At 71.9% G+C, this 22,523-nt stretch carries 17 protein-coding genes, 1 tRNA gene and 1 pseudogene; 8 read left to right on the top strand and 11 right to left on the bottom strand.

Annotated features, from left to right (window positions below; all coding sequences use genetic code 11):
• Positions 1-208: 208 nt before the first annotated feature.
• Positions 209-775, bottom strand: a complete 567-nt coding sequence (locus ACIBK1_RS08205; RefSeq protein ID WP_030505069.1) for a TetR/AcrR family transcriptional regulator — start codon at positions 773-775, stop codon at positions 209-211.
• A gap of 116 nt (positions 776-891) precedes the next feature.
• Here ACIBK1_RS08205 and ACIBK1_RS08210 point away from each other — a divergent pair, with 116 nt between their 5' ends.
• Together ACIBK1_RS08210 and ACIBK1_RS08215 are read left to right on the top strand one after the other, a co-directional pair.
• Complete coding sequence (locus tag ACIBK1_RS08210; protein WP_030505070.1) at positions 892-1,653, top strand: SDR family NAD(P)-dependent oxidoreductase; 762 nt, start codon at positions 892-894, stop codon at positions 1,651-1,653.
• A gap of 11 nt (positions 1,654-1,664) precedes the next feature.
• Positions 1,665-2,636: an alpha/beta hydrolase fold domain-containing protein gene (locus ACIBK1_RS08215; RefSeq protein WP_396733398.1), complete on the top strand. Its 972-nt coding sequence runs from the start codon at positions 1,665-1,667 to the stop codon at positions 2,634-2,636.
• 34 nt (positions 2,637-2,670) lie between these two features.
• Here the strand turns inward: ACIBK1_RS08215 and ACIBK1_RS08220 are convergent, their stop codons facing one another.
• A complete protein-coding gene (locus tag ACIBK1_RS08220; RefSeq protein WP_396733401.1) occupies positions 2,671-3,306 on the bottom strand; it encodes an NAD(P)-dependent oxidoreductase in 636 nt (211 codons plus the stop codon).
• Positions 3,307-3,410: 104 nt separating this feature from the next.
• On the opposite strand from ACIBK1_RS08220, the gene ACIBK1_RS08225 reads away from it, so the two are divergent.
• The gene (locus ACIBK1_RS08225; RefSeq protein ID WP_030505073.1) at positions 3,411-3,797 is read left to right on the top strand and encodes a winged helix-turn-helix transcriptional regulator; all 387 of its coding nucleotides are present in this window, start codon (positions 3,411-3,413) and stop codon (positions 3,795-3,797) included.
• A gap of 48 nt (positions 3,798-3,845) precedes the next feature.
• Here ACIBK1_RS08225 and atzF read toward each other — a convergent pair whose 3' ends face one another.
• Genes atzF through ACIBK1_RS08245 form a run of 4 tightly spaced genes read right to left on the bottom strand, consistent with a single transcriptional unit; the run spans position 3,846 to position 10,579 of the window.
• Entirely contained in the window at positions 3,846-5,513 is a 1,668-nt protein-coding gene (gene atzF, locus ACIBK1_RS08230) for an allophanate hydrolase (protein ID WP_396733405.1), read from the bottom strand.
• On the bottom strand, positions 5,506-9,114 hold the full coding sequence (locus tag ACIBK1_RS08235; RefSeq protein WP_396733407.1) for a 5-oxoprolinase/urea amidolyase family protein: 3,609 nt from the start codon (positions 9,112-9,114) through the stop codon (positions 5,506-5,508). The genes atzF and ACIBK1_RS08235 overlap by 8 nt, the downstream gene beginning before the upstream one ends.
• A complete protein-coding gene (locus ACIBK1_RS08240) occupies positions 9,111-9,767 on the bottom strand; it encodes an urea amidolyase associated protein UAAP2 (RefSeq protein ID WP_396733410.1) in 657 nt (218 codons plus the stop codon). The genes ACIBK1_RS08235 and ACIBK1_RS08240 overlap by 4 nt, the downstream gene beginning before the upstream one ends.
• A complete protein-coding gene (locus ACIBK1_RS08245) occupies positions 9,764-10,579 on the bottom strand; it encodes an urea amidolyase associated protein UAAP1 (RefSeq protein ID WP_030505077.1) in 816 nt (271 codons plus the stop codon). The genes ACIBK1_RS08240 and ACIBK1_RS08245 overlap by 4 nt, the downstream gene beginning before the upstream one ends.
• Positions 10,580-10,723: 144 nt before the next feature.
• Here ACIBK1_RS08245 and ACIBK1_RS08250 point away from each other — a divergent pair, with 144 nt between their 5' ends.
• On the top strand, positions 10,724-11,407 hold the full coding sequence (locus tag ACIBK1_RS08250; RefSeq protein WP_036404371.1) for a TetR/AcrR family transcriptional regulator: 684 nt from the start codon (positions 10,724-10,726) through the stop codon (positions 11,405-11,407).
• Here ACIBK1_RS08250 and ACIBK1_RS08255 read toward each other — a convergent pair.
• From ACIBK1_RS08255 to ACIBK1_RS08265, 3 genes are all read right to left on the bottom strand, one after another.
• Positions 11,339-12,886, bottom strand: a complete 1,548-nt coding sequence (locus tag ACIBK1_RS08255) for an amino acid permease (protein WP_051761084.1) — start codon at positions 12,884-12,886, stop codon at positions 11,339-11,341. The genes ACIBK1_RS08250 and ACIBK1_RS08255 overlap by 69 nt on opposite strands.
• A gap of 612 nt (positions 12,887-13,498) precedes the next feature.
• The gene (locus tag ACIBK1_RS08260) at positions 13,499-15,880 is read right to left on the bottom strand and encodes a CehA/McbA family metallohydrolase (protein ID WP_396733415.1); all 2,382 of its coding nucleotides are present in this window, start codon (positions 15,878-15,880) and stop codon (positions 13,499-13,501) included.
• Positions 15,881-16,125: 245 nt separating this feature from the next.
• Entirely contained in the window at positions 16,126-16,986 is an 861-nt protein-coding gene (locus ACIBK1_RS08265; protein WP_396733418.1) for a class I SAM-dependent methyltransferase, read from the bottom strand.
• A 602-nt stretch (positions 16,987-17,588) separates the two neighbouring features.
• Here ACIBK1_RS08265 and ACIBK1_RS08270 point away from each other — a divergent pair.
• Both ACIBK1_RS08270 and ACIBK1_RS08275 read left to right on the top strand, forming a co-directional pair.
• Positions 17,589-18,938 (top strand): MFS transporter, encoded by a 1,350-nt coding sequence (locus ACIBK1_RS08270; protein ID WP_396733421.1) that lies wholly within the window; start codon positions 17,589-17,591, stop codon positions 18,936-18,938.
• A gap of 170 nt (positions 18,939-19,108) precedes the next feature.
• Positions 19,109-19,412, top strand: a pseudogene (locus ACIBK1_RS08275) (DDE-type integrase/transposase/recombinase); the annotation flags it as partial.
• A 78-nt stretch (positions 19,413-19,490) separates the two neighbouring features.
• On the opposite strand, the gene ACIBK1_RS08280 reads toward ACIBK1_RS08275, so the two are convergent.
• Positions 19,491-19,562: transfer RNA gene (locus ACIBK1_RS08280), tRNA-Val, on the bottom strand.
• Positions 19,563-20,027: 465 nt separating this feature from the next.
• On the opposite strand from ACIBK1_RS08280, the gene ACIBK1_RS08285 reads away from it, so the two are divergent.
• Positions 20,028-20,444 (top strand): SsgA family sporulation/cell division regulator, encoded by a 417-nt coding sequence (locus ACIBK1_RS08285; protein WP_030505083.1) that lies wholly within the window; start codon positions 20,028-20,030, stop codon positions 20,442-20,444.
• Positions 20,445-20,449: 5 nt separating this feature from the next.
• On the opposite strand, the gene ACIBK1_RS08290 is transcribed toward ACIBK1_RS08285, so the two are convergent.
• The gene (locus ACIBK1_RS08290; RefSeq protein ID WP_396733424.1) at positions 20,450-20,917 is read right to left on the bottom strand and encodes a DUF305 domain-containing protein; all 468 of its coding nucleotides are present in this window, start codon (positions 20,915-20,917) and stop codon (positions 20,450-20,452) included.
• A gap of 224 nt (positions 20,918-21,141) precedes the next feature.
• Between ACIBK1_RS08290 and ACIBK1_RS08295 the strand changes: the two genes are divergently transcribed.
• Positions 21,142-22,521 carry an LVIVD repeat-containing protein gene (locus tag ACIBK1_RS08295; RefSeq protein WP_396733427.1) on the top strand — a complete coding sequence of 460 codons (1,380 nt, stop codon included), beginning with the start codon at positions 21,142-21,144 and terminating at the stop codon, positions 22,519-22,521.
• The last annotated feature ends 2 nt before the right edge of the window (positions 22,522-22,523 follow it).

Consider the following 22,523-nt stretch of genomic DNA (forward strand, 5'->3'; position numbering starts at 1 on the left):
GAAATCCTCCATGGAGCGGTTCGGGCACGTCCGCGCCGGATTACCCGCAGGTAGGAGAGCCAAACACGCCGGTACGCCCGGGAATCGGCCACCGCTCCGGCCCGGCCCGCCCTCGTCCGGCCCACCCTCGTCCGGACGGCCCGTGTCCGCCGACGACGCGGCGCCGGGACCGCGCCGCCATCAAGGGCGAGAAATCACGCCTGGCCGGTCACTTCAGGGCGTTCGCGGCGAGTCGTAGATCGGTGAAGGCCCGGTCGAGGTGGGTGTGCAGGTCGTCGGTGCGGTCGGCTCCCCACCGGCGGATGGCGATCGAGTAGGTGTCCATGCCCACCTGGGCGCACAGGGCCGCGATCGGCTCGGCGACGCCGCGGTCCCGGAGGGCGTCGGTGAGCGCGGCGACGAGGGCCGCGCTCTTGGCCAGCGCCCGTTCCTTCAGGGCCGGCGTGGCGGCGATGACCGGCGCCCGCCGCTGGGTGATCGGGAGGTTGCGTTCGATCAGCGGCACGGTCTGGTGGAACGCGGCCCGCAGGGTGGGCAGTGGTTTGGTGCCGGCCGGCACCGCCGCGACCGCGCCGGTCAGCAGGTCCCGTAGCTGCGCCTCGCCGTCGAAGAAGACCTCACGCTTGTCGGCGAAGTGGCGGAAGAAGGTCCGCTCGGTGACCCCGGCGCGGGCGGCGATGTCCCCGGTCGTGGTCTTGTCGTAGCCACGCTCCAAATACAGCTCAAGCGCAGCCTCCTGGAGGCGCAGCCGCACTTCATCCCCGTTCCGTGGCACGTTCGGAACCCTACCACGAGCGACAGTGACTGACATGGATTTGCGGCAGTCACTGTCGCATCGTACAGTCAGCCACTGACGCAAGTGCGTCAGCCACTGACATAGAGAAGGTCACCGTGGAACAGCGTTTCACCGGCAGGACGGTCGTGGTCACCGGAGCCAGTTCCGGCATCGGCGAGGGCATCGCGCGGCGGTTCGCCGCCGAAGGAGCCAACGTCGTCCTCGCCGCGCGCCGCAAGGACCGGCTGGAGGCCCTCGCGGCCGAGTTCGGCACCCACCGTGCGCTCCCGGTCGCCACCGACGTCACCAGCCAGGACGAGGTGCAGGCGATGATCGACGCCGGCGCCGCCCGGTTCGGCCGCATCGACGTCCTGGTTTCCAATGCCGGCGTCGGCCTCGGCAGGGAGTTCGCGGAGACGACGCCGGCGGACTGGCGGCTCGTCATGGGCACCGACGTCGACAGTTGCTTCTTCGGCGCGCAGGCGGCGCTGCCGTACCTGAAGGACAGCCGCGGCAGCATCGTCCAGATCGCCTCGGCCTCCGGCCTCGGCGGCGACCGCCGGCTCACCGCCTACAACGCGGCCAAGGGCGCGGTCGTGAACCTCACCCGCGGGCTCGCCTTCGACCTCGGCCAGTTCGGCATCCGGGTGAACGCCGTCGCCCCGTCACTGACCGGGCCGGAAGAACTGGCGGCGAAGCACGCCGACCTGATCGAACGCTTCAACCAGCGCCGGGCGCTCACCGGCTTCAGCACCCCGGCCGACGTCGCCGCCGCGGTCTGCTTCCTGGCGTCGGACGACGCCCGTTTCATCACCGGCGTCATCCTGCCCGTCGACGGCGGCATCACCGCCGGCAGCGGCCAGCCCTCCCTGTTCTGAAAGGACCTCCCATGCCTGGAACCGTCGACGCCCTCGACCCGGAACTCGCCGCCGCGTTCGCCGCGATGCCCAAGGCCGCGAACGGCACCCTGCTCGAACTCTCCGACATCCCGGGCCTGCGTGCGCGACTCCGCGAGGCCCGCGCCCAGCTGGCCCCGGCCCCGGCGGACCCGCGGGTCACGATCGAGACGCTGCGCATCCCCCGAGCCGATCGGACCGAGCTCGAGGTGGTCCTGTATCGCCCAGCCGGGGCCGAACACCCCCTCCCGGCCCTGGTCTGGTTCCACGCCGGCGCCCAGGTCCTCGGCGACGACGCCCGCGACGACGACGCCTACCACACCGCTCTGGCCCTGGACCTCGACTGCGTCGTGGCCGCCGTCGTCTACCGGCTCGCCCCGGAGACCCCGGCTCCCGGTGCCGCCGAGGACGGTTACCTCGCCTACACCCACCTCGCCGAACACGCCGCCGAGCACCGGATCGACCCGCACCGGATCGGGCTCGCCGGTGCCAGCGGCGGCGGAGCCCCCGCCGCGGCCACCGCGCTCATGGCGCGCGATCGGCAGGCCGTACGGCCGTGCTCGCTGTCCCTGCTCTACCCGATGCTCGACGACCGCCTGGAGACGCCGTCGAGCTTCGAGGCCGTCTCCGAGGTGGTCTTCGCCCGTCCGGACATCCGGCTCGCCTGGGCCGCGGTCCTGGGCGACCGGCTGGACACGGGCGACGTGCACCCGTACTCCGCGCCCGGCCGGGCCACGAACCTCGCCGGTCTGCCGGACACCTTCGTCGCCGTCGCCCAGTTCGATGTGCTGCGGGACGAGGGCATCGACTTCGCCCGCCGGCTGACCGCCGCCGGTGTGCCGGTCGACCTGCACCTCTACGCCCGCGCGTTCCACGCCTGGGACCGCTTCGCGGCCACGTCGGCCCTGGCCCGCTCGTTCGAGCAGACCTGGCACGCCTTCCTCCGCCGCAACCTGCACGGCTGAGCGTCAGTGTCGCTGAAACCCTTCACGTAGCCGTTCAGGGGGACGACGGCGTCTCCCGGACGCTGACGGCGGCGCGGTGGTGGCGGGGTGCCTCGGCCTCGTCGAGCAGCGCGATCGCGAAGTCCGCGTACGTGATCCGGCTGGCCATGTCACCGTGCTCGGCGAGCAGGTAGCCGCCGGTGCCCGTGCCGTCGTGGTCGAAGTCGCCCGCGGGCGCCACGTACGCCCAGTCGAGGCCGCAGGCCCGGAGCTCGTCGAGGCCCGCGGCGTGGCCGAGGGAGAAGGCGCGATATTCGTTCGGGTAGCCGGGCTCGTCCATCAGAGGAGCACCGGAAGCCCCCGGCATGACCGACGCGAGACCGACCACCACCAGGCGGGATACGCCCGCCTTCGCCAGGCCGGTGGACAGGGCGCGGGCCGACGCGGTGAAGAAGTCGTGCGGCGACGCGGACAGGTCCACGGCCGCGCTGACGGCGGCGTCGTGCCCGGCGGCCGCGCGCTCGACGCTCACCGGGTCGGTGACGTCGCCCGCCACCACCCGCACGTCGCCCAGGTCGCCGTGGCCCGCGGGGTCGCGCACCACGGCGGTGACCCGGTGACCGCGCCGGCGCGCCTCCGCGACCGCCTGCCGCCCGGCCCGGCCACCCGCTCCGAAGATCACAATGTTCACGGCGAACCACCTCTCACCAAGGCCGGAGCCCGTGCGCCCGGCCGATGCCCCCGGACGCTATCCGGGCCCCTGGTTACCGCCGGGATACCGGTTATCGTGAGGTCATGAGGGAACCCCTGCCCGCCGACATGTTCGACGAGCTGTGTCCGTCCTCGCTCAATCCGATCCGCTTCGGCGACAAGTGGGCGCCGCTCGTCATCCGGTGCCTCGAACACGGGCCGCGCCGGTTCTCCGAGCTGCGCGTACCGCTGAGCCGCGTCACGCCCAAGGTCCTCACCCAGTCGCTGCGGTCCCTCGAACGGGACGGCCTGGTCACGCGCACCGTCTACGCCGAGGCCACCCCGCACGTCGAGTACGAGCTGACCCCGCTCGGCCGCAGCATGCTCAAACCGCTGGAGGTCGCCTGCGCCTGGGCGGCGGAGCACTGGGACGAACTGCTCGACGCCCGCGAGTCGTACGACGCCGCCGCCCGCCTCGACCGCGCCGGCTGACGGCGGCCATCACCGTGACCGCCGTCAGGCACATGACCACCGGCGGCGTCAGGGAGCGGAGCGGCCAGGAACCGCCAGTGATCGGAGGTAGGCGCGCCACCCCCCGTGCGATGTGATGTCGGCCGCGTCCCGCAGCCCTTCCGGAGCGCAGAGGAAGCCCGGCACGTTCGCGCCGTCGGCCATTTCGACCTGGCCCAGCGTCATCGGGCGGGGAAGGGCCGCGAGCAGGTCGCCCAGCCCTTCGGCGGGAAGCTCCCACACCTCGCACTCGACGGCCGCGCCGCCCTCGGCGACCCGTACGAGCCCGGGTTTGGGCGGGTCGGTGGCCAGGGCGTGCAGCCGGTAGCGCTCGGCGGTCCTGGTGGTGGCCAGCAGGCGCGCGCCGCGTGCGGTGAGCTCGTGGTTGAGCGGTTGTCCCGACAGGTGCGCGCCGACCACCGCCAGGCGTACGGCCGGCTGGAGCAGCCGCGCGATGGCCGCCAGGTCGTCGTCCGCGTGGGCCCGGCCGACGAGCATGACTCCGTACGGCAGTCCGTCCACCTGTCCGGCGGGTACGGCCAGTGCGCACATGTCGAAGAGGTTGACGAAGTTGGTGAAGCGGCCCAGATCGCTGTTGACGCCGACGGGGTCGGCCGCGACCTCCGCCAGGGTGGGATGGCGCGGGGTGACCGGCAGGAGCAGGGCGTCGCGGTCGCCGAGCAGGCTCATGGCCCGTTCCCGCAGCTCCGCGAGCTGTTCCCGGTCGGCGAACAGGCGGTGGGCGGGCAGGTCACGCGCCGCGGTGACGATGGAGGCGACGACGGGATCCAGGTCGGGGCCGCCCTTCTCGACGAACGCGCCGACGGCGGTGTAACGCTCGGCGACGAACGCCCCCTGATAGAGCAGCGCGGCGGCCTCCAGGAAGGGGGCGGGGTCGATCGGGCCGATCTCCACCCCCGCCGAGGCCAGCCGGCCCGCCGTCGCCTCGAACGCCTCGGCCCAGCCCGCAGCCAGCGGGCCCAGGTCGGCGGTGCCCGGCACGGCCACCCGCCACGGTCCGGGACGGCGGGCCGGAGGGGACGCCGGCCGGGCGGAAGGGCGGGTCATGAGGGCCAGGGCCCGCTGGGCCTCGGGGAGCGTACGGGCGAAGACGCTGACACAGTCGAGGCTCCGGCAGGCCGGGACCACGCCTTCCGCGGGAATCAGGCCGTAGGTGGGCTTGAGCCCCACGATGCCGTTGAAGGCGGCGGGGACCCGGCCAGAGCCCGCGGTGTCGGTGCCCAGCGCGAGGTCGGCCAGGCCGAGCGCGACGGCGACCGCCGAGCCCGAGCTGGATCCCCCGGAGATCCGGGCCGGGTCCGTGGCGGCGCGCACCGCGCCGTACGGGCTCCGGGTGCCGACGAGCCCGGTGGCGAACTGGTCCAGGTTGGTGGTGCCGAGCACGATCGCCCCGGCCGCGCGGAGGGCGGCCACGGCGGGGGCGTCGGCGTCCGGCAGGTAGGCGTAGGAGGGGCAGCCGGCGGTGGTCGGCAGCCCGGCCACGTCGATGTTGCCCTTCACCGCCAGCAGGCGCCCCGCGAGGGGGAGGTGCTCGCCGCCCGCCACCCGGGCGTCCACGGCGGCGGCCTCGTCCTCCACGTCGGCCTGTGGCCGCAGGTCGATCCAGATCTCCGGACGGCCGGTCTCGGCGATCCGGGTGTAGGCCCTGCGGACCCGTTCCAGTGCCGTCTCAGCCACGATCACTCCTCAGCACCACCATCGGGGCGCCCGCCTCCACCTGCTCACCGGCCCTGACCAGGACGCGTTCGACCACGCCGTCCGCCGGAGCCAGGACGGCGGACTCCATCTTCATGGCCTCCAGCACGATCAGCGGCTCCCCTGCGGCGACCCGCCGGCCGGGCGTGACGCCGATCTGCCACACGCTCGCGGCGAACTCCGCCTCCACCAGGCGGCAGCCCGGTGGAAGTTCCAGCTCGGTCTCGGCCGGGCTTGCCGGCTGTTCCGCGCGGTCGAACTCGCCCGACGCCTGCCAGGCCGCGCGTTCGGCCGCGAAGGCGGCGGCCTGCCGTTCGCGGAAGGCCGCGATCGAATCGGCGTGCTCGGCCAGGAAGCGACGGTAGTCGGCGAGCCGGAACACTCCCTCCTCGATCTTGGGTTCGAGGCGCCCCGCCGCCAGGTCGGCGCGGAGTTCGAGCAGCTCTTCCGCCGTCACCGGATACCAGCGGATCCGGTCGAAGAAGCGCAGCAGCCAGGGGGAGCCGGGCTGGAACGCGCCGCGTTGCTGCCAGCTCGACCACACCTGCGTGGTGCGGCCGACGAACTGGTAGCCGCCCGGTCCCTCCATCCCGTAGACGCACAGGTACGCGCCGCCGATGCCGACGGAGTTCTCGGCGGTCCAGGTGCGGGCGGGGTTGTACTTGGTCGTGACCAGGCGGTGCCGCGGATCGAGCGGGGTGGCCACGGGAGCGCCGAGATAGACGTCGCCAAGCCCGAGGACGAGATACTCGGCGTCGAAGACGATGCGATGGACCTCGGCCACGTCCTCCAGGCCGTTCACCCGCCGGATGAACTCGATGTTCGACGGGCACCAGGGCGCGTCGTCGCGCACTCCCGCCATGTAGCGGGCGATGGCCTCCCGGGTGGCGGGGTCGTCCCACGACAGGGGGAGGTGGACGACGCGGCTGGGCACCTCCAGCTCTCCGGTCGGCGGCAGGCCGTCCTCGATGCGGAGCAGCTCGGCCAGCAGGTCGCGCTGCGACAGCACGGCCGGGTCGAGGTGGATCTGAAGCGAACGGATGCCGGGGGTGAGGTCGGCGACGCCGAGCAGGTCCCGGGCGGCGAGTGCCTGGGACAGCGCCTCGGACAGGGCGTGCACGCGCATGCGCAGGCCCAGGTCGAGCTCCATCGGCCCGTACTCGACGAGGATGTTGTCGTCCCCGCTGCGCCGGTAGGTGACGGCGGGCCGCTCGCCGGTCTCGGGCAGACGGTGCAGCACGCCGCCGTCACCGGGGGCGCCGATCGCGGGCGGTACGGGGACGAAGGTGACGGTGTCTCCCGGCCGGAGCTGGCCGAGTTTCCAGCGTTCCGAGGTGACGACGGTGGCCGGGCAGACGAACCCGCCGAGCGAGGGGCCGTCGGGGCCGAGCACGACCGGCATGTCACCGGTGTAGTCCACAGCGCCCACCGAGTAGGGGGTGTCGTGGATGTTGGAGGGGTGCAGTCCCGCCTCTCCCCCGTCGAGGCGGGCCCAGCGCGGCTTGGGGCCGATCAGGCGGACGCCGGTGCGCGCGGAGTTGTGGTGGACCTTCCACTGGGCGGCGTAGAAGTCGCGGATGTCGTCGTCGGTGAAGAACTCGGGGTTGGCGTGCGGACCCTCGACCACGCCGATCCGCCAGGCCTGCCCGAACTCGGGCCGCTCCCCCGCCTCGGCGCCTGTCCCCGCGCCCGTCTCCGTGCCGCCGTGTGCGAGGTGTCCCCCGTGTGTGAGGCAACCACCGTCTTTGAGGTAACCACCGTCTTTGAGGAAACCACCGTGCAGGACGTCACCGGCGCGCAGGGCCCGGCCGCCGTGGCCGCCGAACCCGCCGAGTGTGAACGTCGCGGCGCTCCCCAGATAGGCGGGAACGTCGAATCCGCCCGCGATGAGCAGGTAGACCCGCAGTCCCGGCCCTTCTGCGGCGCCGATGTCCAGCACGCCGCCGGCGGGCACGGTGACCGGCTCCCACTGCGGAACGGGCGTGCCGTCCACGGTCACGGGCGCGGGCGCGCCGGTGACGCAGACGGTGGCGGCGTGGCTGAAGCGCAGTGCCGGGCCGCGCAACGTGCACTCCAGGCCGGGTGCGCCGGGGTCGTTGCCGAGGGCGGCGTTGCCGTACCTGAAGGAGCGGTCGTCCATCGGTCCCGACGGCGGCACGCCCACCTGCCAGTAGCCGGTCCGTCCCGGCCAGTCCTGGACGGTCGTCAGGGTGCCGGGCCGCACCACCTCGATGCGCCGGGAGCCGTCGGCGAGCCCGGCCAGGGTGGCGGTGCCGTGCGTGGCCGCCCGTACGGAAGGATCGCCGGCGGCGGCGCGCAGCAGCCCGAGGTTGGTCTCGACGCCGTCGATCCTGGTCTCGGCCAGCGCCTCGGCCAGCCGGTCCAGGGCCTGTTCCCGGTCGGCGCCGTGCGCGACGACCTTGGCGAGCAGCGGGTCGTAGGCGCTGCTCACCTGGGTGCCCGTCTCCACCCAGCCGTCGACCCGCACGCCCGCGGGGAAGGCGACGTTGGTGAGCAGGCCCGCGCTGGGCCGGTGGTCGCGGCTCGGGTCCTCGGCGTAGACCCGGGCCTCGACGGCGTGGCCCACGGCCGCGGGCGGGTTGCGCAGCGCGGCGTGCACGTGACCGGCGTCGCCCTGGGCCAGGCGCAGCATCCACTCGACCAGGTCGACGCCGTAGATCGCCTCGGTGACCGGATGCTCCACCTGCAGGCGGGTGTTGACCTCCAGGAAGTACGGCTCGGCGCGCGCCGGGTCGTAGATGAACTCGACGGTGCCCGCCGACCGGTAACCCACGGAGGCGCACAGGCCTGCGGCGCTGTCGGCGAGCCTGGCCCGCACCAGCGGCGGCAGGCCGGGTGCGGGGGCCTCCTCCAGCACCTTCTGGTGGCGTCGCTGCAGCGAGCAGTCGCGGTCGCCGAGCGTGACGACATTGCCCATGCCGTCACCGAAGACCTGGACCTCGACGTGCCGGCCGCCCTCGACCAGGCGTTCCAGGAACAACCCGGCCGAGGCGAAGCTCGCGGCGGCCGTGCGCTGGACGCTCTGCCACGCCTGGGCCAGCTCGCCGGCGTCGCGGCAGGCGCGCATGCCGATGCCGCCGCCTCCGCCGGTGGCCTTGAGCATGACCGGGTAGCCGATGTCCCGCGCGGCGCTCAGGGCCGCGTCCAGGTCGGGAAGCAGGCCGGTGCCGGGGAGCAGGGGCACACCGGCCGCCTCGGCGGCGGCGCGGGCGGTGTGCTTGGCCCCGAACAGGTCGAGCTGCTCGGGGGTGGGACCGACGAAGGCCAGCCCGGCGGCTTCGACCCGGCGCGCGAAGGCGGCGTCCTCCGACAGGAAGCCGTAGCCGGGGTGGACGGCGTCCGCGCCGCTGTCCAGGGCGGCCCGCAGCACCCGGCCGGCGTCGAGGTAGCTCTCCCGGGCGGGAGCGGGGCCGAGCCGTACGGCGTGGTCGGCCAGGCGGACGTGGGCCGCGCCCCGGTCGGCGTCGGAGTAGACGGCGACCGTGCGGAGCCCCAGGCGGCGGGCGGTGGCGATGACGCGGACGGCGATCTCGCCTCGGTTGGCGACGAGGAGTGTGTTCATCGGACCGTCATCCGCACGGGCGTGGGGTCGAAGCCGTTGCACGGGTTGTTGATCTGCGGGCAGTTGGAGACCAGGACCAGCACGTCGGTCTCGGCGCGCAGGGTGACCGCGAGGCCGGGAGCGGAGATGCCGTCGACGATGCCGAGCGTGCCGTCGGCCTCGACCGGGACGTTCATGAACCAGTTGATGTTGCTGACCAGGTCGCGTTTGCCGAGCCCGTGGCGGCTGCCCTCGATGAGGAAGTTCTCGACGCAGGCGTACTGGGAGTAGGTGTGGTGTCCGTAGCGCAGCGTGTTGGACTCCTTGGAGCACGCGCCGCCGACGGTGTCGTGGCGGCCGCAGGTGTCGCCGACGACGGTCATCAGCGGGGTGTGCTCGTTGGACAGCAGCACGCTGCCGGTGGTGAGGAAGATGCTGCCCTGGGCGTGGATGGTGTCGGGGGCGCTGTAGCGCACGGCCGTGTCGTTCGCGTCGTACAGCAGGCAGTCGACCGCCTGGTTGCCGCCGAGGTCGGTGATGGTCAGCTCCTGCCCGGTGCGGATGATCGCCGACCAGGGGGCGCGGGCGGGCACGATCACATCGAGCACGGTGGCGCCCGGCGCGGGCGCGGCGGACACAGGTACGTCGGACACAGGTACGTCGGACACGGTCATCGGGTCACCTCGGCGGTGTTGAGGAAGGCGCGGCGGCCTTCGGGGCTCGACTGCCACAGGGGGTCGTCAGGTCCGGTGGGCCGGGCGCGCCAGGCCAGGACCTCCAGCGGGGTGCAGGTGTAGGCGGGGCGCGGGTCGACGGGGTGAGCGGTGTTGGCGATGAGCACGACCAGCGGCATCTCGGCGCGCAGGGTGACGGACGCGCCGGGCCCGGCGGAGCCGGTGAAGGTCAGGCCGCCGTCGGGTTCGACCTCGACGCCCTGGAAGAAGGAGATCGAGGGGGGCAGGTCCCGTCGCCCGAGCCCGTGCTTGGCGGCGGCCAGCGTGAACAGCTCTCGCCCGGCGGGGGCGGGGCCGTGCGGGGAGCCGTCGCCGTACCGCTCGGTGTTGCGCCGCAGGGTGGATGTCCCGCACACGGTGTCGTGGCGGCCGGAGGTGTCGGCGACCACGGAGGCCAGCACGCGGCCCTGGTCCGACAGCAGCAGGTGGCCTTCGCCGAGGTAGGCGTTCCACAGCACCTTGACGGTGTCGGCGACGTTGAGGCGTTCCCAGGGGCGGCCCTCGACGTACAGCAGCAGGTGCGCGCAGGCGTCGCCGGCCAGGTCGGTGAGGCGCAGTTCGGTGCCCCGGGCCAGCGCCTTGTGGGTGTAACCGCCCCCGGCGACGGTTTCGGCCCACACGAGGTCGGCGGGGTCGACGCCGTCGGGCGGGGTGGGCCAGTCCGAGGCCGGGAGCACCGGCATGGTGTCGCTCGTGGTGCCTTCCTGTGCTCGGGCGTGCTCGCGCGCGCCGTACGTCGTGCTGGTCGCCATGCGCGTTCTCCTCAGGGGGTGTATTTCTGTCGTGCGACAGAAATTAGGCGGCGCATGTTTCCTCTCACGCGTCGCGACGTTTCCCGCCCGTTACCGGAAGCGCACAGCCGCAGCGCTCCGCCGAAGGTGTGCGACGATCGTCCGGTGAGCGCCCGTTCCACCGTCAGAAGAGTCGGCAGGCCGCGAGCCGTCGAACGGCCCCGAAGTGAGCTGAGCCCGCGGGAGGAGATCCTGACGGCGGCGGCGGAGTTGTTCACGGCGCACGGCTACGCCGCGACCTCGACGAGGGCGATGGCCGAGCGGGCCGGGATCAGGCAGGCGTCGATCTACCACTACTTCGACGGCAAGGAGGACATCCTCGCCGAGCTGCTGGAGAGCACGGTGCGGCCCTCCCTGGAGACCGCCCGCGCCCTGACCGGCGGCACGCCGGAACAGCGGCTGTGGGAGCTGTGCCACTGCGACGCCAGGCTGCTGTGCTCGGGCCCCCACAACCTGGGCGCGCTCTACCTCCTGCCCGAGGTGCGCACCGAGCGGTTCGCCGCCTTCCGGCGCATGCGCGACGAGCTCAAGGACACCTACGCGCGGCTGCTGGCGGCCACCTCCGCCGGTGCGGCGCTGACGCCCGACGAGCGGGCGCTGCGCACCGATCTGCTGTTCGCGCTGATCGAGGGCGTCATCCTGATCCGCAGGGAGGACGCTCCGGGCGAGATGGCCGCCGACGTCCTGGAGACGCTGGCGGCCGCCACCGCCGACGCGGCGCTACGCCTGGCCGGCGTTCCCGACCGGGATCTGCCCGGCCTGCGCAAGACGGGCCACGGGCCGGCGTAGCCGCCGGTAGAGCGCACCCAGAGCCACGACCGCCGCCAGGAAGAGCAGGGTGAACCACTGGAAGAACCAGTGGCCGGTGATCGGGGCGTACACCTCGGCTCTCGGCCACGCCAGGTTGACCGCCATCGCCAGGCCGTAGCAGAAGGCCAGCGCGTTGACCGGCAGGCCCCAGCGGCCCATGCTGAACAGCGGGCTGCCGTCCTCGGCGAACCCCGCCGGCGCCCCGCCCCGCCAGCCGCCGCGCAGGCGCTGGAGCAGCAGGGGGCCCGTCACCATCGCGTACGCCAGGTAGAGCAGCACGATGCAGGTGGTGCCGATGGCCAGGAACGCCTCGGGAGAGGCGAAGTTGAGCAGCAGGATGGCCGCCGCGGCCACCCCGGTGACCAGCGCGGGCCCGGTCGGCATGCCGGTGCGGGGCGAGACCCTGGACAGCACGCCCGACAACGGCATCGCCCCGTCGCGTGCCATGGAGAACAGCATCCTGGTGGCGGCGGTCTGGATCGCCAGGGTCGCCACGGTGATCGCGAGCACCACGTCCGCCAGCAGCAGCTTGCCCACCCAGTCGCCCAGCCTGCTGGTGAGCACGTAGGACAGGCCCTCGGTGGCCAGCCTCCCGTCGGTCAGGCTGGGAGCGGCGAGCAGACCGGCGAACAGGATGAGCCCCCCGAGCAGCCCGGCCGCCGTGAGCGCGGTCAGGATCGTGCGCGGGGCGACCCGCCGGGGGTTGCGGGTCTCCTCGCTCAGCTCCCCCGCGCTGTCGAACCCGATGAGGACGTAGGCGGCGGTGAACGAGCCGACCAGCAGCGCGCCGATGGCTCCACCCTGCCCGCCGGTGCTGAGCGTGATGCCGGGACCGTGCTCGGCGTGGGTGAGCAGCAGCACCACGATGAGCACCGCCCCGACGATCTCGGCGGTGACGCCGATGCCGTTGACCCGGGAGAGCACGCGGTTGTCCACGACGTTCACGATCGTGGTGAGCGCGAGCAGGACCAGGCCGAGGATCGCGGCGTTGGCCGCTCCCGTGGCGGTGGTGGGCGCGGGGTCGCCGCCGACGAGCTGGAATCCCGGCCAGATCGCGGGCAGCACGACCTGGAGGGCGAGCGCCGCGGCGGCGATCACGACGATCTGCCCGAGAATCATGATCCATCCGGCGAACCAGCCGAACGTCGCCGTGCTGAGCCGGGTGGACCACTGGTAGATGGAGCCGGAGATCGGATAGCGGGCGGCCAGTTCGGCGAAGTTGAGGGCGACCAGGATCTGCCCGGCCAGCACCACGGGCCAGGTCCAGAAGAAGGCGGGGCCCCCGAAGGCGTACCCGAACGCGAAGAACTGGAAGACCGTGGTCAGCACGGAGATGAAGGAGAATCCGGCGGCGAAGGAGGCGTACCTGCCCATGCTGCGGTGCAGCTCCTGGCGGTAGCCGAACGTCTGCAGGGCGCTCTCGTCGGTGGGGGGAGCGGAAGGAACGGTGACGGCCATCGGGGCTCCGGGCGCTGGGGGGATTTCTGTCGATTGACAGATATGTACGGGGCCGTCGTTTCCCCGGCGTCACGCGCACGTTCATCCGCCGTAACGCATCCCTCACCGCTCACCGGCAAGCCGCCCCGCCCGCAGCAGGTATCCCCTTGACCCCGCGAGAGCACGGACCTTCAGGACGCCGCCGGTGCCGGCCCCGAACTCTGGGGATGTCTCAGGCGGACACCCGGGCACATGAAGTCTTCCGTTCGGGGGGCCGTCAGCCGGCGTCGACTCGAAGCGACCTCACTCGGCCGGCTGCCGCATGCGCCGGCGAACCCGTCGGATGCGGGCCGTGCCGCTCTCTCGACCATCACGTCCGAGATCCACACGCCGCCCACACCCGCACCCGGACCAGCAGGGAGACGCCGTAGCGTGTCTTCTCCGCATCGATCAGCCGGTATTTCATCTCGGCCGATCCGTCTCCCGAGCGAAGAAGACCGCAGGCTGCTACCGGCCCATGTCACGCGGAGACCGGCTGTCGCCGGCATGCGCACGCGCAATTGGACGACTCCCATACAGCACGAAGGCCCCGGTCCAACGGACCGGGGCCTCGTCGCGACTGAGATCGAGGGATCAGCGGACGTAGACGGGCGAGGTCATCGCGACCATCGCCGCGTCGTACGGGCACAGGTTCGCGCCGACGTCGATCGGTCCGCACAGCGGGGTCTGCTCGAGCAGGTCGTTGCCGAGGCGAAGCTCGGCGCGCACCCAGCCCGGCTGGGCCGGGGCGGTGAACTCGATCGCCCCGTCGCGCGTGAGGTGCTGGTCGAGCAGCGTCTGGCCGTTGGCGACGACGCGCAGCGAGCCGTCGGTGAGCGCGTCGAGCGAGCGCACGCGTAGCGTCTCACCCGGACGGACGTCGTCGCCGATGACGGACACGAAGTGTCCGCCCCGCTTGGCCTCGATCACGAGCGGGCGCCCGCCGACGGCCGGCGGCAGCGAGGACACGCTGGTGCGGCCGGCGCGCAACGCCTCGAGCACGGCGCCCGCCGAGCGGTTGCGCGCGAGCACCCAGGTGGTGGGATAGCCGGCGCCCTGAGGCTGCGCGACCTTCGTCTGGGCGTCGCTGCCGCCGGTCAGCGCGACGCGCGCGCCGCGCTGCAGCCAGCAGTCGAGGTAGTCCTCGGCGGCGCGGATGCTCGAGCTCGGATTCCAGACCTCGATCGTGTCCGGCCGCACGTCGAACCCGTAGCCCCAGGTGAGCGTCGAAGCGTCGCAGCCGGCGAACTTCTTGGTGATCTTAGAGCCGGGGTGGTCGATCTGGAAGACGCCGCCCTTCGCGCGCGCGTCGTCCGCGAGCTTGTTGATCGCGGCGGCGGAACCGTCGCCATTGTCGAGCAGCTTGTCCACGCCGAGCACGTGGGCGTCGCCCTTGACCTTGTCCTCGTAGCCGGGGATCGCGAGCACGCCGTGGCTGCCGGAGCCCGGCGCGTTCGCCGAGCGGACGTCGCCGTCGTCGGTGACCGCGAGGTAGTCGAGCCCGCGGCTGCCCGCCTCGGCGAAGCGTGAGCGGACGTCGACGCCCTGGCGGAACGGGTCGGCCTCGCTCGCGTCGTCGGTCCCGGCGCAGTAGACGTCGCTGGAGAAGCAGCTGTGGACGTTCAGGTCGCCCGCCAGCCAGCGGCCGTCCGTGGTGCTCAGATCGCTCTCGGGCGCCTTCGGCGCGCCCACCTGCTTGCCGTCGTTGACCCAGATCGGGCTGGAGTACGCGACCGAACGCCCGTCGCGGCGGACCCTGAGGAAGTACCAGGTGTCGTCGGCCGCCTTCAGCGAGGCGTTGAGCTGGTCGCCGGTCGCGCTGGCGACCACCTGGCCGCCGTTGCTGACGAGCTCCAGCTGCAGCGGTGTGCTCGAGCCGCGGACGTGCGCGTCGATCGCCAGCGGGCTCTTGCCGTTGGTGTGGATCCGCTCGCCCATGCCGTGCCCGTCGACCGTGAAGTCCAGTCGCAGCGCGTTGTCGAGCACCGCGTAGAAGCGGCGGTCGGCCATCGCGCGCTTGATGTCCTTCTCGGTGTTGGCCTTGGCCAGGACGACGGTCTTGGCGTACTGCGAGCCGCCCCAGTCGTCCGTGCGGTCGTGCCCCTTGTCTTCGGCGCCGATCGCGCCGACGTGCCAGCCCTTGTCGAGCGCGTGGGCGTACCAGCCCTCGGGCGGGGCGTTGTGCCCGGGCGCCGAGCCGAAGTCGCTGCCGCCGTTGAAGACCTCGATGCCGACCATCTGGTCGTCGGCCTTCGGGAAGTACTTGAAGTCCTCCCAGCCGAAGCCGAGGTCGCTGCGGACGTCGCACTTCAGCGGGCCGCACAGCGTCTTGTCGCCGGGGTGGTTGAACACCGCCAGGCCGTCCTTGCCGGTGGTGGTCAGCCAGTCGTAGAAGCGGTCCATCGCGATGGTGCCGCCGTCGGTCTCGGGCAGCGAGTTCTCGCGCGAGAAGTAGACGTTGATGTGGCCCATGCGGTCGGAGGTCCACTCGAACCCGCGGAAGCCGACGAAGTCCTTCGCGGGGTCGGTCGCGGCCTTGGCCTGCTCGAGCTCCGCGTCCCACTTGCGCAGCGCGTCGAGCGGGTTGACCGGATCGGCGTTCTGGCAGCTCGGCGCGACCCGCGGGTCCAGGCACTCCTCGTTGAAGGTGAACGGCGAGTTGACGTTCGAGGTGTGCTCGCTCGAGCCGACGAAGTTCAGGTCGTGCTTGTCGCGCCCAGACCCGAAGTAGTCGGCGGGTCGCGAGCCGGGCCATCCGTCGGAGTAGCCGCTGTGCTCGTGCAACGCGCCGATGAGCTCGCGCTCGTGGGGTGCCTTGGTTTGGGGCGTCGTGACGGCCTGAGGTGTCGTGACGGCCGAGGCCTTCTCGGTCTGAGCGTCGTCTGCCGAGCCGGACGTTGCGAGAGCGGGGCTCGCGGCGCCTATGAGGACGAGCGTGCCCGCCGCGGCGGTGGCGAACAGCGCGCGGATGCGCATTTCGTGCTTCTCCGTCTGTTGGGTAGGAACGCCCGCCTCGGAGGAGAGGCGGACACGTTCACCCTTCATGCGGGCGATGACCGCCGGGTGGCCTGGACCTGAACGTCGGGCGAGGCCTTGTCTCACGCAGTTGCGCCGGTGGCGGCTGACTCGGCACGGTCAGGAAGTGCTGGAGTGCGCGGAGCCGGACAGCATGCGCCACAGGCTCTACCGACGCCACATGTGGGGGCCGGCCTTCATCGTGCTCAGTGCGCCGCGCGCACCGCCGAGACCAGTCCGCCGGCGCCCTCGTCAAGCTGCGACGGGGTGAGCATCGGACGCCCGTAGACCTCGGCGCGCTCACGCAGGGTGAAGGTCTCCGCCTTCCAGCCGAGGCCGTCCAGCCAGCCGACCGGGTCTTCCGGCATCTCCCAGAGCCACATAGACGCCGCCGATCCCGGAGTGGCGTCTCCACGGAAGCGTTCGAGCACACCGCGCGAGCCCAGTGTCAGGCCCATCCTGCTGCCTGCGGCGGACAGCGCGCCGACCCGTTCGAGCAGCGACTGCACCGCGTCCTCGGGCAGATAGATCAGCAGTCCCTCGGCGATCCACACCGTCGGCTGCGCCGGGTCGTGTCCGGCCGCGGCCAAGGCGCCGGGCCAGTCCTCATGCAGGTCGACCGGGACGGTGATCCGCTCGCAGCGCGGAACGGCCCGCTCCTGACGCAGCACCGACGCCTTGAAGCGCAGCGGTTCGGCCGTGTCGACCTCGAACAGCCGGGTCCCCTCAGGCCAGTCCATCCGGAAGGCCCTGCTGTCCATCCCGGCTCCGAGCAGCACGACCTGCCGGACGCCGGACGCGACCGCCCGCTCCAGCAGGTCGTCGAGGAACTTCGTCCGGATGACGATCGAGAAGGCCACACCGAGCCAGCGGCGCCGCGCCGCCTCGTCCGCGCGCGGGGGCGGCGGCGCCCCAGGGTCTCTCCCGCCGGCCATGGCGAAGGCCTGCGCCAGCGGGTCCCGGAACAGCGGCTGCTCGCGTGCCGTCTCCATCGCCCTCACCCGGGCCACGCCCAAGGCTGTGGCCCACACCCCAGACGGCTCGACCCGTCCCGCCGCATCAGTCACGCGGTCAGCCTAGCTAGCACAAAGACCCGAGCGTAGATCAGCGATCGACGCGTCCCTCCGCCTGGGCACCTTCCAAGGGAACGACGTCATCGAGCACTCAGACGGCTCTTCTGGTTCACCGGACAGCCGGCGTCGGTGATCGTGATGTTGACGCTGAACCCGCTGCCCCACGATGTGTCCGTGTACCTCACCGCGCAGGGGATGGCCGAGGGCTTCCAGTTCGTCGTCATGGCCCGGCGCCCTGCTCCGCGAGCCTGGCCTGGTCGCCCGCATGCGCTGGGGCGCCGCCGCCCGGTCACTGTGCGTCCACTGCAAGAAGTGCATGCCGATGATCTACACCGGCACCCACTGCGTCCTCTCCTGAGGCAAGGTCCCGTCCGAGGACCTCTCCGCAGACGCGGGGCCGCGGGCGCCGGGGGTGCTCGTGTCGGGGACACCGGCGCCACTGTCCCCCTCTCCAGCCGGCGGCGGGCCACCTCCAGAGGAAGCCTGGTCAAACCTTCTCCGGGTGTGATCCGCGCCATATTTCGGTCTGACCGGAATCCTTCTCTCGGTTCGGGATGTTGCCATTCCGGACAATTGCCCCAAAGAAGGACAAAGACGTGCCCTTGCCCGCGGCGACGCTGCGCTCCCTTCGTCATCACAACTACCGCCTCTGGGCAGGAGCAGACCTGGTCTCGGTCACTGGCACCTGGATGCAGGTGCTGGGGGTCAACTGGCTGATCCTCTCGGCCACCGGATCGGCGACCAGCGTGGGCCTCAGCCTGGTCCTCCAGGCCGCACCCATGCTCCTGCTGGGGCTGTGGGGCGGCTCCCTGGCCGACCGGCTCCCCGCCCGCCCGGTCGTGCTCGCCACGCAGGTGGTTCAGGCGGCGCTCGCCGCTCTCCTCGCGCTCGCCGCCGCGGGCGCCCCCGGCTCGGTGGCACCGGTGTACGCCATCGTGTTCGCGAGCGGCGTCGTGAACGCCATCGGCGGCCCGGCCCTCGGCAGATTCGGGGCCGAGGTGGTCCCCGCGCGGGACCTGCCGAACACCTTCGCGCTGGGATCGATCATCAATTCGGCCGGCCGCATCCTCGGCATGAGCCTGGCCGGGGCCCTTCTCCCACTCACCGGCACGGCCGGCCTGTTCCTCGTCAACGCCCTGAGCTTCGCCGCCGTCATCGTGGCCGTCCTCGCCATGCGCGCCTCCGAGATGCACCGGCTCCTGCGCTCCGAGACGGACCGGGGCGGGGTGCGCGCAGGCCTGTCCTACGTGCTTCGCACGCCCTGGCTCGTGGTGCTGCTGGCGCTCGCGCTGATTCTGGGCAGCCTGGGCCGCAACTACCAGGTCACCATGGCGGCGATGAGCTCCGGACCGCTGGCCGCCGGCGCCGGAGGATACGGGCTGCTGTCGACGATCTTCGCGATCGGCACGGTGATCGGCGGGGTGATCGCCGCCGGACGTCCCCGCCTCACGGTGGCCCTGCTGCTCGTCACCGCGCTGCTGACCGGCGTGGGCCAGAGCGTCAGCGGCTTCATGCCCGGCCTGGCCGCCTTCGGCGTGCTCATGCTGCCGATCGCCGCCGGCGCTGTGATCATCGACACCACCCTCGCAACCCGCGCCCAGCTGGACAGCCCCGACCACATGCGCGGCCGGGTCATCGCCGTCCAGGGCGTGGTCAGCGCGGGCGCGGGGGCCATCGGCGGGCCGCTTCTCGGCCTGCTCTGCGACATCGTGGGCCCCCGCGTGACTTTGCAGGTCACCGGTGTCGTGGTGGTCCTGGCCACCGTGGCCGCCGGGCTCGCCCTGGCCCGGCTGCGCGGGCGCGCGCCGGCCCGGCCCGCACTCGCGCATGCGGCTCCCCTCCAGTTGCCGCCCGCGCCTGAGCCGCCCGGCCGGGAGCCCGCCCAGCAGCGTGTCCCCGCCGGTGCGGCGTCCGGTTCGGCCGAGCAGGCGCCCGCGCTGGCATGATCCGTCCGCCCTGGCCGTCTCCTCGACCGAGCGCCGCCCCTGCGCCCTGCACCCGCACGCGCGGCCGGTCGTACGACGTGTGACCCCTCATTCGCGGGGCCGGCCGCGTCGGGCTTCCCGGCCGGCCTACGCCATCCTCGACGGCACGCTCACTCCGGTAGAGCGCGGCTGGCGTCGATGACCACTCCCGCTACTGCGTGATCGTTAAGGCGTTGCTGAGGGCCACCAGACGTGCGGTCTGCCTGGCCTTCGTCGAGGCCCTGCGCGTTCGGGGCGCCGGGTGAGGTGCTCTTCGATAACGGCAAGCAGTTCACGCGCGGTTCGGACACGGCGGTGAGGTGCTGTTGATCGGATCTGCCGCGGCAACGGCATCACCCACCGGCTGACCCAACCGCGCTCGCCGACCACGACCGGGAAGGTGGAGCGGTTTCATCAGAGCCTGCGCAGGAGTTACTCGACGACGCCGGCCCGTTCGATGCCTAGTCACTCAGTTAGTCACTGAGAAGATCAGAAGAGGCCACCCGCGTGGTGGCGGATGGCCTCTGGGCTGTGTGGGCGATACTGGGATCGAACCAGTGACCTCTTCGGTGTGAACGAAGCGCTCTCCCGCTGAGCTAATCGCCCGGGATCATCCGCGCCTCGCGGCGCCGACGGGGAAAACCATACCGCACTCGAGGGGGTGATGGCGAAAGCGCGGCTCGGTCGGCTCGATCGTCCCGCCTTCGTCAACACCTTCGAAAGGTTCGCCAGACCATCCCCGGCGTGGGGGTGTGGTGTCATAGCATCGTGATGCTCCATGCTCGACCTATACGCACGACCTGAGATCATTCGCCCGCAATGGCATTGCCGACGCGGCCCCGCCGACACGCAAAGCAGAGGTAAGGACAAGCCTGTTGGTGATGTTTGAGCTGGTAGATGACCGAATGTCAAGCTGTGATGTGCGTTACAGAAGGGCCTGGAGGCGGAATCTTTCCTACGGGTCTCTTCGTTCGTCTCGTAGCACGAGCGCCCGGCGAGCCCCGACCGCACAGTGAAGACGCAGTGAAAGCCCCTGACAGGGGACCCGACGACGAAAAGGTTTGGCTGACGATGAACAGCACCACCGTCTCTGCCGAGCTAGGCCTTCGGCTTGTGGTCCCCGACCGTACGACCGTCCCCCTGCTCGCCGGCCTGAGTTACACGGCTGAGGATCCGTACGCCATCCGGATGGCCTTCCATGTGGGGAATGACGAGCCGGTCGAGTGGATCTTCGCCCGCGAGCTGCTGACCGTGGGCATCGTGCGACGCGTGGGTGAAGGCGACGTCCAGGTGTGGCCGGCCCGCTCGGACGGCGAGCGGACGCTCAACATCAGCCTCACCTCGCCCTTCGGCCAGGCCCTGTTCGAGGTGCCCCTGGCCCCCCTCACCGAGTTCCTGCATCGGACCTACGAGCTCGTCCCCGCCGGTCGTGAGACCGACTTCATGGACCTGGACGAGGAGCTCACCAACATGCTCTGGAGCTCCTAGAACAGCTAGCCCAGCCTCCGCTGGATCCCTCGCATCCGGGCGATCTCGATCTGCTGGCCGGAGACGACGTCCTGGGCCATGGTCCGCATGGCCCGGTCCCGTCCCCGGCGCAGCTCCTGTGCCGCCATGCCCACCGCGCCCTCGTGGTGCCGGATCATCAGCGTGAGGAACAGCGTGTCGAAGTCGCGCCCTCGCGCCGTACGCAGCCGGGTGAGCTCCTCCTCATCCGCCATGCCGTAGCCGCTCATCCCGCGGTCATTCGTGCCGTGGTCGTGCGCGGGCGGCGGGATGCGGCCCAGTCCCCGCAGCCACGACTCCATCACGGCGATCTCCGGGCGCTGCCCGTCCAGCACGCGTTCGGCCACCGCCGTCACCAGCGGGTCTCCGGTCCGCGCCGCGGCCAGCCCCGCCATCTCCAGTGCCTGCCGATGATGCGGGATCATCGCCTCGGCGAACCGTACGTCCGCCGCCACGGGCCCCGCCTCCGCCAGTGAGCGGGCAGGCGCGGAACCGGACTGCCCCGGGGCCCCGGGGACGATCACCGGGGCGTCGGCGTGCGCCGGCGGAGCGGCTCCGGACGAGCAGGCGGCCAGCATCGGCGCAACTGCCAGCGCAACCGTTACCAATCCGGTCCGCACCGGCCGCGGGCTCGACATAACTTCCATAGTGGGCGATGATCCGCGGACATGGGGGCGACGTGAGCAGACCGAGGCTGAAGGCCGCACTGGTGGCGTCCGCCCTCCTCCTGGCCCCCGCCTGCGCCTCCGGCGAACCCGCGCCGTCCCCGGCGGCCGCTCCGACCGGCATCCCGGGCCAGGACGAGATCCGGCACAGCCCCAACATGACGCTGGTCGCCAACGTCCCCCTGGCGGCGCCGTTCGACGGCCCGGACGACTGGGGCACCGACATGGCCTTCCAGGGCCGCTACGCGTTCGTGGGCAACTACGGGGGCTTCACGGTGCACGACATCGGCGACCCCGAGCACCCCAAGGCCGTCGCCCGGGTCGCGTGCCCCGGCGGGCAGAACGACATCTCGGTCTCCGGCGACCTGCTGTTCCTGTCGGTGGACGAACCCCGTACGGACGACACCTGCGCGAGCCAGGCCGGCGACCCGGCGGCGGCGGGAGAGTGGGAGGGCATCCGCGTCTTCGACATCTCCGACAAGACCCACCCGCGCTACCTGAAGTCCGTACGCACCGAGTGCGGCTCCCACACGCACGCCGTCGTGCCGGGGAAGGACGCGGGGACGGTCTACCTGTACGTCTCCTCCCCCGGCCCGGAGCCGGACACGACGAACTGCGCGCCGCCCCACCAGAACATCTCGATCGTGGAGGTCCCCGTCGCCGATCCCGGGAGCGCACGGGTCGTGGCCAAGCCCGAACTGTTCGCGGGCAGGCCGGCGGGCGAGGAGGAGACCGGCGGCTGCCACGACATCACCGTCTACCCGGAGAAGCACCTGGCCGCGGGCGCGTGCTTCGGCGACGGCGTCCTGCTGGACATCTCCGACCCGGTGCGTCCGAAGCTGCTGCAGACCGTGCGAGACGAGAAGAACTTCTCCATCTGGCACTCGGCCACGTTCGACAACGAGGGCACCAAGGTCGTCTTCAGCGACGAGCTGGGCGGCGGGATGGCCGCCACCTGCCTGCCCTCGATCAGCGCGACCAAGGGCGCGGACGCGATCTACGCGCTGACGCCGGAGCGCAGGCTCGTCCGGCAGGGCTACTTCAAGATCCCCCGAGCGCAGAGCGCCGAGGAGAACTGCGTGGCCCACAACGGCGCGCTGATACCCGTCCCGGGCCGCGACGTGATGGTGCAGGGCTGGTACATGGGCGGAGTCTCGGTCTGGGACTTCACCGACTCCGCCCACCCGCAGGAGATCGCCTACTTCGAGCGCGGGCCGCTGGCGCCGGAGCTCCATCTCGGCGGCTCCTGGTCGGCCTACTACTACAACGGCTACATCTACTCCAGCGACATCACCAAGGGCCTCGACGTGCTGCGTCTGGACGATCCCCGCACCGATCCCGCCAAGGCCGTACGCCGTGACGAGCTCAACGCCCAGAGCCAGCGCTCCTACTGAAG

It is taken from the genome of Microbispora rosea, assembly GCF_044460045.1.
Classification (GTDB): domain Bacteria; phylum Actinomycetota; class Actinomycetes; order Streptosporangiales; family Streptosporangiaceae; genus Microbispora; species Microbispora rosea.